The following is a 13317-nucleotide window of genomic DNA, read 5'->3' as shown; positions in this document are numbered from 1 at the left end:
ATCGCTTTGGGGAGCAGGGGAGGTGGGGGAGGAATAAATGTCATAGCTGTCTGGAATGGATGAGTAGAGTAATTTAATTTTTGGAGTTCCCTAAAGGAGAGAAAATGGCAAATCGAGAGCATCTGGTTTTACTCAAAGCAGGTGCAGTTACATGGACTGAGTGGAGAAAGAAAAATCCCGAGATTCAACCAGACCTCAACGCGGCAAACTTGCAAGGAGATAACCTCAGAGGTGCAGACCTGCGGGGGGCGAATTTGAGCAAGGTAGATTTAGCTAACGCTTTACTTGTGCGGGCAAACCTCAGCAATGCTGAACTCAGTGGCGCAAACCTCTGTAAAGCCTTGCTCATTGAAGCTAACATGAGTGGTGCTAACTTCAGTGTTGCTAACCTGAGCGGTGCTACACTTTCACAGGCAGATTTGAGTGATGCCAATTTGATTGGTGCTGACTTGAGTGAGGCGAATCTCAGAGGTGCTACACTTACTCATGCTAATCTTATTGGTACTGACTTAAAAAGCGCTAACTTGAGGGAGGCAGATTTAGATGCAGCAAAACTGATTCGGGCTAATCTCTGTTTTGCTAACCTTATTGAAGCTAACTTGATTGGGGCTGATTTGGGCGAGGCTAGTTTATACGAAGCCGAAATGTTGGGAGCTTATCTTTATAAAACTGATTTGTATAAAGCTAATTTGACCAAGGCTCATCTCAGTGGTGCATATTTATTCTCTGCTAACTTAAATGAGGCTGACTTGAGCCAAGCAGATTTAAGTTGGACTAACCTTAGACGAGCGAATTTGGCAGGGGCAAATCTGAGAAAAGCAAACCTCAGAGGAGCTGACCTGAGGGGAGCTAACCTCAGCGGTGTCAATTTTGAAGAAGCAATTATGCCTGACTCTTCAAAGCACGATTAGTCAATCAGATATAGCAGAATTCAGAATTTAGAATTCAGAAGTCTTAAGTAAAACAGGCTTGATAGCTGGCTTTAAAACTTAGTTTCTGCTGAATAGCTAGTCAAAAATCTGAGGTTAATCATGGTCGAAAATTTTGATTGCGATCGCTGATTTACACTCTAGCATTATTAAATTTAGCCTGAGGGACAACTATCTAAAGAGTGAAAATATTACCACAAATTACAGCCATTAGTTAGTTGTGTAATTTAGATAATAGCTCAAGAATATTACTTAATACCGCAAACACGCATTTGCCTTTCTTAAATATTAATAAATCTCATGATGCATCAAGCTTGACCGTATTAACCTCTCTCAGCAATTATAAAGACACGGCTATTGAAAGCCAGATAATATACTGTTTGAGTGCGATTCTATACCTGATAAAATCGCTCGACTGTAGCAGCTGTCTTGATGATTGCAATATATCAGACGACCACAGTATCTCTTTTTATTCTTAGTGTTATCTGCGGTTCTGGAAAAATCCAACAAAAAGCAAAAAGTAAAAAGTAAAACTAATATTCAATTCATGCTTCTTTTGAAGTTTACCTTTTACCTTTCGCCTTGTTCAATCACTTTTTCTCCTGGAGGATATTGTAATGTCTAGTTTGTTTCGTTGGTCATCACTCAGGGTTGCTTTGCTAGTTCTGGGAATGACAACTGCCACAGTAGCTCCCATTGTGATTTCCGCACCAGCTTCATCTCAAAACACTGTTCCAAGTACTACTCCATCTGCTACACCATCCCCAACTTCAACAGTTAATTTATCAGATGTGACTTCAGATTACTGGGCACGTCCATTTATTCAAGCTCTAGCTGACAATAATGTAATTAGTGGCTTTCCTGATGGCAGCTTTAGGCCGAATCAATCTGTGACTCGTGCTGAATTTGCCGCCCTCATTCAAAAAGCTTTCGGTAACCAAAACCGAATTCGCCAATTGAGTGCGGGTGGATTTAGTGATGTTCCTGCTGGCTATTGGGCAGCTTCAGCAATTCAGAACGCCTACGAAATTGGGTTTTTGTCAGGTTATCCAGGGAATGTATTTAGACCAAATCAACAAATACCCAAGGTAGAAGCGATCGTTTCTATCAGCAATGGCTTGGGTTTGTCTGCTAGCGATACAAGTATTCTTAGTACCTACTACACCGATGCTTCAGCTATCCCCAACTATGCCGTTAGTAGTGTAGCAGCAGCAACACAAGCTAGTCTTGTTGTCAACTACCCAGATGTTAAACAACTCAATCCCCAACAAGCCCTAACTCGTGCTGAAGCAGCAGCACTTTTATATCAAGCTTTAGTGAGACAGGGACGGCTACAACCCATTGCTAGCAATCTGCCAGCTACTCAGTATATTGTCGCTGGATCTGGTAGCGGCACTCAAACAGGTAACGATATTGTTTCTCTGGCTGCATCCAGTAATTCTTTTACAACACTGACTTCTTTATTAAAGACAGCCGGTTTAGCAGAAACTCTTCAACAGCCAGGTCCTTATACTGTTTTCGCTCCCACAAATGATGCATTTGCTGCTTTACCCGCTGCTACCTTAGAACAATTGCAGCAACCACAGAACAGAGAAGCATTGGTTAAGATTTTGAGTTATCACGTAGTTTCTGGTGCGGTAACTGGTAGTCAACTCTCAAACGGCGAACTGAAAACCATTGAAGAAAGACCTGTAAATATTCAAATCGATCGCACTAACAATCAAGTCACAGTCAATAATGCTAGAGTCATCCAGGCGGATGTCCCAGCCAGCAATGGTGTTATCCATGCAATTAACCAAGTCCTCATCCCGCCTGATATTAATATCAGTCAGTTAAATCAGCAGCCCCAACAAGGAGGCACTACTAATGGTGGAACATCTGGTGTAGATGTAGGTAGAGCTACTCGTGGTGGCAGAAGCTATATCGGAGTTGCTGGTAACATTGGTTTAACCGGTGGCGATACAGCTTTGAGCGAAGGTAACTTTACAGTCATCAGCAAACTTGGTCTGACAAACAATCTGTCAGTAAGACCGTCAGTGCTGTTTGGAGACGATACAGTATTTCTGGTTCCGTTGACTTATGATTTTTCTCAACGTACAGCAGGTTCGGTGGGTCAACGAACCCTGAGCATATCTCCTTATCTGGGTGCTGGTGTAGCTATTGAAGCTAATCTCGATACTGATATTGGATTATTGCTAACTGGTGGTGTAGATGTTCCTTTAGGTACTCGATTCACACTTACAGGTGCTGTAAATGCCGCTTTTATGGATGAAACTGATGTCGGATTGCTATTAGGGGTTGGCTACAACTTCTAAGCATTATTGATATGAGCGCCCAAGTAAAGGGCGCGTTTTTTGCTCCCACAACACATAAAAAACACATTAGACCTGCCTGGATAATTGGATTTTCCAGGCAGGTCTATTGTTAGTAGAAGGGACTGGGGATTAGGGATTGGGTATTAAGTACAGACAAATAAATTTTGGAACAATTATAAAAGTCGTGTGGCAGGACTAGTGAAAAGCTTACTTTGGCCGTATTTTCCAACATCTATCGTTTGCCAGAGGAAGTAAGGATTGTGATTTCCTATGCTTTTGGTGATTTAGTATCACTCACCTGTTTCTTTTTTTCGCAACAGCATTTATAGACAAAAATTGCTTTAAAAAAGAGGAATATATGCAAGGTTTTCGCTTAGGTTCTATTTTCGGGTTTGAAATCCGAGTAGATTTGTCCTGGCTGTTAATTGTCTTCCTCGTCCTATGGACATTAAGCGCAGGTCTATTTCCAACCAACTATCCAGGACTTGCCAATGCAACTTACTTCGGTATGGGTCTAGTAGCAACGCTTCTGTTCTTTGCCTCGCTGCTGGCTCATGAGCTTTCTCACTCCTTTGTGGCTAGGGCTAAAGGAATTCCTGTCGAAGGTATCACTCTGTTTATCTTTGGTGGGGTGTCGCGCACTCGTATGGATGCTGAACGTCCTGATGATGAGTTCCAAATTGCCATTGTCGGGCCTTTTACTAGCTTAGTGCTGGCTGCTGTGTTTGGCTTGATTTGGCATATCGGTAAAACTGCGGGATGGAGTGTTGTGGTTACAGGCGTTGCGTCTTACCTTGCCTCTATTAACCTCATCCTTGCCATTTTCAATATGCTACCTGGATTTCCTCTAGATGGCGGTCGCGTTTTCCGCTCGATTATTTGGAAGTATACCGGCAACAAACAAAAGGCGACTCAAATCGCCTCGATGGGCGGTAAATGGTTAGCATATCTGTTGATTGCCCTTGGCTTCTGGGAGTTGTTTGGTTCAGCCCTGTTGAGTGGACTCTGGTTGATTTTGATTGGTTGGTTCTTATACAACGCCGCAGAAGCTGGCTACGAGGAGCTTTTGATCCGTACAAGTCTCGAAGGAGTCAGGGCACAGGAAATCATGACTCCCTATCCAGAAACGGTAAATACTGACTTGACGCTACAAGATTTAGTGGACAAATATTTACTCAGTCGTCGTTATCAGTCTTTCCCAGTAGTTCAAGATAGCCATACTGTGGGTATTATTACCTTAAATCAGGTCAAGGATGTCCCGCGCCAAGAATGGAGCGATCGCACTGTTAGAGAGACAATGATTCCTATGCATACAGGAGTTACCGTTCGTCCAGAAGAACAAATGTCTCAGGTCTTGGAAAAAATGCAAGAATCAGGAATTCGTCGTGTGCTTGTAACTCAAAATGGTTCACTCAAAGGCATTATCACTGCCAATGATGTAGCACATTGGTTACAGCGCCAGCGAGATTTAGGCAACCAGATGCGCTGAATACAGCAGAAATAAAAATCTGAAATGTGGCAAGTAATATTAGAATGTCAACTTAATGAATATTCTTCTATTCCAGGAGATTTTTTCAGTAAAATCTCTTCTTATTCGCTGAATATTCAGAGCAATTTCTCGCTTCTTCAGTTAGAACAATAGAAGGTTTGACTGCACATTTTAGATAATTATTATTTGAATAAAATCGACAGCTTTTACAAGGAACTTTGTGTGAACTATTTGTGGGAAAAACCATCTTGTAATCTAAAAATGACCGTATTTTTTGCAAGATCAGCAAAAAAACTACCCAACCAATGATAAATCCAAGGGGTGATAAAGATATAGCTATATCAGGGATAGTTAATTCATTTCTTGGTGGTTGCTCATTTTTAATTTCATTCTGGATTGCGTAATCTAAATTTCTATTGGCTGGTACAGATATTTGCAGGATTTGATTATCATACATATTATTTACCTTTTGCTATGGTCTTTAATTCCTTGATTTTTTGAAATGGTGACTTATAAATTCTGACTTCAAAAATTATCCATATTGTCGATGTTAAAAAAATACGGATAAAAAAATTAAGTAAGTGTGTGTGTTGATGAATTAGGTTTATTCACTTGTATTTTAATTAACTGAAAATGAATCCACAGTTTTGAGTACATCAGATGAAAGTTCAAATACAAGATTACAAGGTTTTAATTATAGGTTTAGCAAAATAAAATTTCAGCTATATCTGTCAAGAGTTTTGCTTATGATTTATAGCTATATATCCAGGGGAATAAATTATACAAAATTCTCAAAAGTTCATACTTTTATGTTATTATTTTTGGAATAATTTTCTCGATTTTCTCGAAATTTGCTGGACATTACACCTAAATTAATTCAGAGTAATATTTATTACTCAGGTTAATTTAAAACTGGAATTATCCACTGATATAAATAATTGGAGAAATAATTATGCTTGATATTTTCCTAACTTGGTTAATTACTACTATCAGTTTTTTGATTATTTCTAGATTACCTTTGGGTATAGAAATTGATGGTTTTAAAAAAGCGGCGATCGCAGCGGTTGTTTTCGGAATTTTAAATGCGATTTTGCTACCAATACTCAGTTTGTTTACCTTACCCTTGATTATCCTTACCGTTGGCTTATTCTTCTTTATTTTGAATGCAATTATTTTTGCATTGGCAGCTTATCTAGTAGAAGGTTTTCGCTTAAGGTGGGGTTTTTGGAGTGCGTTAAGTGGCTCAATTGCTTTGGCAATTATTAATTCTATTCTCTTGAATATCGTGGCTCAAATTACCTGAGAAACTAGGTATTTTTGAACAAAAATTAAAAATAATTTCATACCGCAATTTAGTTTTTAATAAAATCAAAAAGTGATACCAGTATCGATGTTCCAAATATTCTATATTGTGGGAAATAACGCGTTGATTGTGAAGTATAAATTTTTTATTGCTCAGTAACTAGACAGATTATGATATAAGACATATATCTAGATTGATTGAGCTGTAAAACAATACTCAATCATTAGATTACAAATTACTAATATTGATTTCGAGGCAATAATTTATGATCAGATTTTTGCGAGAAACAATAATTTTTTTTATCACAACAATTGTGCTGGCAATTCTGATAATCTCTTACAATCCAGTACCTATAGCTGAGGCACAACCTTCTACAACAACACCAACAACAACTAATAGGTCGCTTCTTTCTGTAGCTTATCCGAATAGGGCACTCAGTGCTTCTCCCGCACAATTACCACCATTGCCTTACGGTTATGGGGCGCTAGCAAAAGCTATTGATGCTGAAACTATGAAATTGCATCATGACGCGCATCACGCTAGCTACGTCAACAACTTAAATGATGCATTGAAGCAGTATCCAGATTTGCAAAAAAGAAGTGTTGAAAGTTTACTAGTGGATTTGAACAGCGTACCAGAAAATATTCGGACAAAGGTACGCAATAATGCTGGTGGTCACCTCAACCATACGATTTTTTGGCAACTGATGAGTCCCCAAGGTGGTGGACAACCCACAGGAAGCATCGCTCAAGAAATTAACCAAACTTTTGGCAGTTTCGATGCCTTTAAAAAACAGTTTAACGCAGCTGGCGCAGCTCGTTTCGGAAGTGGTTGGGTTTGGCTAGCACGTAACCCTCAAAATCAACTCCAGATTGTGACTACAGCCAATCAAGATAACCCGATTATGGACGGTTTATACCCGATTTTGGGTAATGATGTTTGGGAACATGCTTATTACCTTAAATATCGCAACCGTCGTGCTGACTATTTAAATAATTGGTGGAATGTAGTGAACTGGCCGCAGATTAACAGGCGAGCGCAACTCTCATCAAAACAGTAGCACTATTTAGAAGCGATCGCTATCAAGACAAATGCAATTGTGTTAAGGGACTTTCAAGGAAAAAAATATTCCATAGTAGGGTAGCACAGCTGTGCTACCCGAAAAATGTACAAATAATTTGGGATAATTTATTTTCTGGAAGTCCCTAAATGAAGTACATGGGTATGGGCACAGCCATGTTCCGTACAATTATCTGTACCTCACGCCTGTTGTCATTTGTTGTATCTATCGTCCTGGCGTTGATCTCTGGTATAAAGCATCTTCCACAGTGTTAGTATGTCCAACATGGGCTTGTTGTAGCTTTTGAGTTGTCGTTGTGGAAGACAATAACTCTACTACCTCGACCCTCTCCTCATCCTCTTTTTTTTGGCGAAGGTATTGTCTAATGAAAAGATATTTTAGAAAGTATTTTTTAATTTTTAGTGTTGCAGTTCTTACATTAGTTCTATTCACTGTTGTAAACCGATTTTTTCAAGAGAACTTTTCTTTCCTAAATAATGGACATCAAATAACTCATCGCCAAATACAGAGTCTTGAGTCTAACAATCAAGAACTTTCCCAATCCTCAAATGAAGACTATGGTACAACCCATCTACATGCACAGGAATTTAAGTTTAACGCTTATGTCAAATTTCCTGCTGCAATTGCGACAGATTCAGATAAATATAAAGAGTTTATTACTCACGACAAAAACGGGGCTTTCGATATTATTCTTACCAAACAGGATGATACTATTGAATATCTTTTCAGAATCAGCAGTGTGCCTGAGCAGCAATGCCAATCAGATACTACTCGAGCATGTCAGCAGGCTACAGCAGCTAGACCTGCTATGGGAAATGTTGCAGACGTGCAAATTGCAGCAAAAACAGATGAATTAAAGCCTGGGATTTATGAATTTGGCAATAGTAGGTCAACACCAATAACAGATGTAATGATTTACTCCCGTCAACTATATTCTGACCCTTCTCATGGCTCTTTAGGATGTCAAAGATGGGGCAAAGGAGCGCTAAATATTGAAAGAGCTATTTATGGTGCGAGCGGCAAACTGGAATATCTGGATGCAAGCTTGTTCCGACTATGCAATCAAACAGTACCTTTCCCACCAGCATCACCTGAAGATAATCTTTCACAGGTTCAACTAGAAAATATCAAACAATACACATACTATGCCTCTTGGCATTGTCGCTTAAAAATTGTGAAAGAGTAGGCAAGGAACTTTTAAGGTTTTTGATTTTCCCTTGCCCACTTTGGTTACGACTATTTAGATTTCAATGACTTGCTAGATAGGAATTACCGAACTGAAACTAAGCTATGACGAAAATATCATTATTCGTCATGGCAAGCCCAGCACTAAGTGTAGCTATCTGAAATTGATTAAAGGTTCCAAGGCTTCCATCTCTATCAAAAGAGAGAGCGCCACTGGTACTGTTATAGATGAATCGGTCAAATGCATCAGTCGCAACCGCGCCGATAACAAATTGAGCCGATGTAATGAATGCTCCAGCTACTAATCCTCCTCCGAAACCAGCCGCTGAGACATCAATTGTATCATTGAGTACGCTGAAATCTGTAATCCGGTCAACACCATCACTTAAAGACCGGAATCTAAAGTGGTCTGCACCTGCATTGCCAGTCAAGGTATCATTGCCTAATCCGCCAACGATTGTATCGTTACCAGCACCAGCGACAATTCGGTTATTTGCTCCGCTACCAATTATGTTGTCATTGCCACCGCCGGTCAGGATGTTCTCGAAGTTGAGAATCTCTTCGTTATAGAAGCCAGGGAAGGATGCTACACCAGTGCCGAGGTTGTAAGTACCACCACCACTCCAATGTGTGTAATCAATGGTGTCTACTCCGGCGCCACCATCCATGTAATCATCGCCACCACCACCACTGACTGTATCGTTACCAGCGCCAGCAATGATGCGGTTATTTGCTCCGCTACCAATTATGTTGTCATTGCCACCGCCGGTCAGGATGTTCTCGAAGTTGAGAATCTCTTCGTTATAGAAGCCAGGGAAGGATGCTACACCAGTGCTGAGGTTGTAAGTGCCACCACCACTCCAATGTGTGTAATCAACGGTGTCTACTCCCGCACCACCATCCATGTAATCATCGCCACCACCACCACTGATTGTGTCGTTGCCCCCATTGCCGCGCAAAACGTTGTTGGCGCTGTTGCCCTTGATGTTGTCATTGCCTGAGCCACCGTTGGCATTTTCGATCAAAGAACGGGTGTCGCCGTTGAACTGTAGGGCATTAAACACATGTCCCCGGGCATAGTTGCCATCACCTAGATTGGCTCGTTGGAAATTACCGCCGACGTTGAGATTAGTCCAATTGCCTGGTTCCAAATTGATCGCCAGATTGGTAGTGTAGTTTGAGAAGTTATAGGTATCTATGCCATTACCATCCCAGATCGTGCGAAAGATGCGGTTGCCACCTGGTGTACCTTGTCCGATACCATTGACAAACATTTCTCCAGTTGTGGTCGAGAAAGTGTAAGTCGTGTTGCCGGAGTTATGATTAAAATTCGCACCGTACATCTGCTGAATCGCTCTGATGTCGTACATCATCAACGATTGTGCATACCCCCAGGTCTCGTTCGAGTATCCGCCACTGAGAGGGTCGCCCACATAAGAGCGATAGGTCATAATCGAGAACTCCATAGAGTCGCGGTTAGCATCCATTGCGACGTTTGAGATGCCACCAGTCTCATGACCATGCTTTAGTCCCAGCGCATGTCCAAACTCATGCCCGAAAGTGTGATAAGCATAGTTCCCGATCACTGGGTTATTGTAATCAGATGTATTGAACCATACATCGCCTGCTGCAACACTGTTTCCAGGGTAATAGGCATAAGCTGTGCCAGGGTCGTTCGACTCTGCTATGCGGATCGTGGCATCGCGATCGCTAGCACCGGTCAGTTCGACCATGTTGAGTCCAGAGACAGACTCGTACATATCAAACCACTGGCGTGCAACAGCACGTTGGGTCGCGTTCAGGGTTTGAAAGCTGGAAGCGTGTACCACCGAATCGGGATAGCCAGATTCATCTTCGTAGTCGTTGGTAAAGCTGCTAGTGAAGCTGAAGGTCACTGTGTTCGACAGCCATTCAGTTCCTATTAACAAACCATCAATGTTATTAACATTAGTTTTTGTCGTATTTGTTACAGACGTAGTGCCTCCATAAGCGTCTGCCCTTCCTTGTTCGAGTTGTAGCTGCGTAACAGGGATTAAATCGGCACTAATTGTTGCTTTAGTAGATGGACTCATAATCAACTCCTGTAAAGTTAATATTTTTTGTCTAGAACACCAATTTAGTATTCACAATCATGACGAAAAAGCCAGGTTTCCTTGGGTTGTAACAACGAATGTTTGGTTGTGAAAAACCTTAAAACAGGGTTTCTCAGTCTCGTATATTATAAAATCGGTGTTCTAGAGGGTATATACAAGTGAACTAATGGTCATTCCAGAAAATTCCACAGTAATTTCACCAATTTATTCGGATTTTTACTGATATACCTCAATTATCTAGCAGATTTAGCCAGGGGAGTGTGAATAATTGGTGTGCCCTTACGTGAATGGCACTAAGAAAAGGGAAAATCTTTGAGGCAGCAGGGGTACAGAGGAGCGGACGAGCAGGGGAGAAAGAAGAAGTTTTAGGTATACGAACGGATATTTAGAAATTCCCCTCTCCACCGAATAGCACCCCTGTCCCTCTGCAATCCTTACGCTGCATACCCTTCAGCTTAACTTAGTGCCATTCGCCCTTACCTTACGAACTACGAATTTTTAAAGTTTGTTGTTTGTAACGGAGTATGCACAGTAGAACAATTAGCAATATTAAGGCTTTGGCCGTAGATGGCTCGACTACTTTCTTCACTTCCGTAGGGGTTGGAGGAGTAACACTACATGGAATTTCAATAACGTGTGTGTGATCGGAACCGTTATTATTGGGAGTCAGATCGCATTCTCCTTTGCCGGTGAGAGACAAAGGTGTATTTGTGGAAGAAGAAATAGATGGCTGACCTGAAGAACTACCGCCATCCAGTAGTAGAAGCAGAATTAAAGCAAGACCCCCAGCTCCAACTATTGGCCAGAGTGGAAAAGAATTAGAACTGTCTTGTGCCATGACATCTCCCTCAGAACCAGGGAAATTATCGAGGTTTATTGCTTCTGCATCCAACGGTATTGGATTCTCACCCAGCAAAATATCTCCTGGGATATCTTCTCCCAACAGTTGATTAAATTCTTCTGGAATCACATTATTGGGGCGTCCGAATTCCCCACCGTCTTCGGAGTATGGAAAGGATAGTACTTCAAAAATCCTCTTTTCGAGTAGGCTCTGATCTCCAGAATTCAGCGCATCTAAGCCTCTAGAAATTTTATCTACATAAAAATTCGTCATTTCTGGCGATAGACCTAGAGATTCAATCTGCTCTTTCAGGTTGGAAATTTTTGAGGCCTCCTCAAACAGCAGCCGTCCGTATGACATTTTCAAGTCTAGTAGTCCATTGCGGAGGCTAACGGAGTTATTGACTCCTGAGTATGGTGCCCAGTAGAACTGCTTGGTTACAAGTCCGAGTCCTTCAACTGGATTACGACCAAAAGGTTGTCCAAGGACGTATTGAGAGCCATCCATGATTGTGGAGGATTCTTTTCTCCAAAATGAAGCGAAAGGCACCGCAGAGAGATTCGGATTGTTACCGTAAAAGCTAGCGAAATTCTGGAAATTTTTCTCCCCACCAGCTGCTCGTATCAGAAGATTTTGATAGTTAGTCCCACTGTTTACCTCAAGTAATCGCTGGATTACGGTTCCAGTCTTATTGCAAGTCAAACCAAATCCCACATTACATGCAGGAATTACTCGCATCTGACTTAGATTCTGGTTATTGATTTGGTACTGAAGATACTCATACTCCAGTCCTCGTTGGATACCATAACGACCAATATTTAGCTGTGCAAAAGCAGACTGACAAGCAGTGAGTACTACTGCAACAGATGAAAATGCGATACTCGCTAGGCGAACCGCCTTCGGCATAGCAATTCTTTGAACAGTTAATTTAGGCAAGATGTACCTCCGGTAAATGGGGATTGGGGATTGGGGATTGGGGATTGGGGATTGGGTATTGGGTATTGGGTATTGGGTATTGGAAAATAAGATTTTTCATCTTATTCCCCAGTCCCCAGTCCCCAGTCCCCAATCCCCAATCCCCTAGTTCAACTCTTTGGTAAATAAATATTGATTGTGATTCCAGTGCCTTTGAGATTTCCTGATGAGAGTGTGTGATATAAGACCAATGCCCGGTTTGGTTGGTCGAAAAGAAATCCGCGACGTGTGGGTTTGATCTTCCCTTGCTTGACGAGAGAAACGAAGGCTTCTAAATATCTACGTATACCTTGACGGTTCTCTTGACTACTATTCATATGACGGTCAATCAGCATCATAAAGAAGTCCAAGCTACGATTTTCTTGACCCTCAATCAGACTTCCCTCATCTAAGAAAGAACTTGCTATGAGTCTGTTATCAACTTGTTTAACTTTAAAAATAGTAAAGTAACGCCCTTCTTCTTTAGGATCGTTCGCATAACAAACCCACGAACCTTCTTGATTCTGTGTAAAACCCTGGTCAGCAAGGTAAGAAAGCAAAGAATTACTTGCTTTGGTTTGGGGTGGAGGTAATAAATCTTCAATGGGATCTAAAGAGCAAATCCTCTGGTTTGTTGTCTGTTGAGGAACAGTGGGAGTCTCTTGAGTGTAAGTACCCATAGGCTTGTCATCAGACATTGCGATGTTAGACATTGCAGCCAACGCAGATACTTGGAAAACGAATACTCCAAACAAACGAACAATAATATTCATAATTTATCCTGTTACTTTTGTTTACGTTGTCAATATTCAACTTGTTACTAAATCAGGATTGATCTAGTAATGTTAAATTATTTGCTAAATTTAAGTTTTTGCCTCATTTAATCAAGGATAGGCAAGGTTCTCACAAATCAAATAGGACTATATTGATATAGGTAACTCCACGGTAATAGACATAAATACTATCTAAATAAAATGCACATTTTTAAAGTATTGTTGACAACAGAAAGATTGCTTTTCGATAATTTTACATATACGAAAAACAACTGACATGATGTCATTTTTTTATATTCAAATCTAATTTGTGCCATTTTTAGAAGATTTTATGAGATATCTTTCTGTTTGTAA

10 protein-coding genes are annotated in these 13317 nt (G+C 40.9%); 6 read left to right on the top strand and 4 right to left on the bottom strand.

Annotated elements, in window-relative coordinates; all coding sequences use genetic code 11:
- Positions 1 to 104: 104 nt before the first annotated feature.
- The 3 genes from IQ276_RS35370 to IQ276_RS35360 all read left to right on the top strand — a co-directional run bounded on the left by IQ276_RS35370 (position 105) and on the right by IQ276_RS35360 (position 4733).
- Positions 105 to 911 carry a pentapeptide repeat-containing protein gene (locus IQ276_RS35370; protein WP_193921249.1) on the top strand — a complete coding sequence of 269 codons (807 nt, stop codon included), beginning with the start codon at positions 105 to 107 and terminating at the stop codon, positions 909 to 911.
- 635 nt (positions 912 to 1546) lie between these two features.
- Positions 1547 to 3244 carry a fasciclin domain-containing protein gene (locus IQ276_RS35365; protein ID WP_190883935.1) on the top strand — a complete coding sequence of 566 codons (1698 nt, stop codon included), beginning with the start codon at positions 1547 to 1549 and terminating at the stop codon, positions 3242 to 3244.
- A 358-nt stretch (positions 3245 to 3602) separates the two neighbouring features.
- Entirely contained in the window at positions 3603 to 4733 is a 1131-nt protein-coding gene (locus IQ276_RS35360; protein ID WP_190883936.1) for a site-2 protease family protein, read from the top strand.
- Between the two features lie 85 nt (positions 4734 to 4818).
- Here IQ276_RS35360 and IQ276_RS35355 read toward each other — a convergent pair whose 3' ends face one another.
- Positions 4819 to 5190 (bottom strand): hypothetical protein, encoded by a 372-nt coding sequence (locus tag IQ276_RS35355; protein WP_193918696.1) that lies wholly within the window; start codon positions 5188 to 5190, stop codon positions 4819 to 4821.
- Positions 5191 to 5685: 495 nt separating this feature from the next.
- On the opposite strand from IQ276_RS35355, the gene IQ276_RS35350 reads away from it, so the two are divergent.
- The 3 genes from IQ276_RS35350 to IQ276_RS35340 all read left to right on the top strand — a co-directional run bounded on the left by IQ276_RS35350 (position 5686) and on the right by IQ276_RS35340 (position 8303).
- Positions 5686 to 6036 carry a phage holin family protein gene (locus IQ276_RS35350; RefSeq protein WP_193918698.1) on the top strand — a complete coding sequence of 117 codons (351 nt, stop codon included), beginning with the start codon at positions 5686 to 5688 and terminating at the stop codon, positions 6034 to 6036.
- A gap of 265 nt (positions 6037 to 6301) precedes the next feature.
- Positions 6302 to 7096, top strand: coding sequence for a superoxide dismutase (locus tag IQ276_RS35345; protein ID WP_193918700.1), 795 nt, complete (start codon positions 6302 to 6304; stop codon positions 7094 to 7096).
- Positions 7097 to 7481: 385 nt separating this feature from the next.
- Positions 7482 to 8303, top strand: coding sequence for a hypothetical protein (locus IQ276_RS35340; protein WP_193918702.1), 822 nt, complete (start codon positions 7482 to 7484; stop codon positions 8301 to 8303).
- Between the two features lie 97 nt (positions 8304 to 8400).
- Here the strand turns inward: IQ276_RS35340 and IQ276_RS35335 are convergent, their stop codons facing one another.
- The 3 genes from IQ276_RS35335 to IQ276_RS35325 form a co-directional block, all read right to left on the bottom strand.
- Entirely contained in the window at positions 8401 to 10374 is a 1974-nt protein-coding gene (locus IQ276_RS35335) for a M10 family metallopeptidase C-terminal domain-containing protein (RefSeq protein ID WP_193918704.1), read from the bottom strand.
- Positions 10375 to 10876: 502 nt separating this feature from the next.
- Positions 10877 to 12172 carry a hypothetical protein gene (locus IQ276_RS35330; RefSeq protein WP_235116266.1) on the bottom strand — a complete coding sequence of 432 codons (1296 nt, stop codon included), beginning with the start codon at positions 12170 to 12172 and terminating at the stop codon, positions 10877 to 10879.
- A 149-nt stretch (positions 12173 to 12321) separates the two neighbouring features.
- Positions 12322 to 12963, bottom strand: coding sequence for a hypothetical protein (locus tag IQ276_RS35325; RefSeq protein WP_235116265.1), 642 nt, complete (start codon positions 12961 to 12963; stop codon positions 12322 to 12324).
- Positions 12964 to 13317 lie beyond the last annotated feature (354 nt).

This window comes from Desmonostoc muscorum LEGE 12446, assembly GCF_015207005.2.
Lineage (GTDB): Bacteria > Cyanobacteriota > Cyanobacteriia > Cyanobacteriales > Nostocaceae > Nostoc > Nostoc muscorum.
Note: the sequence above shows the minus strand (reverse complement) of the source record. Positions and strands in the feature narration are given on the sequence as shown.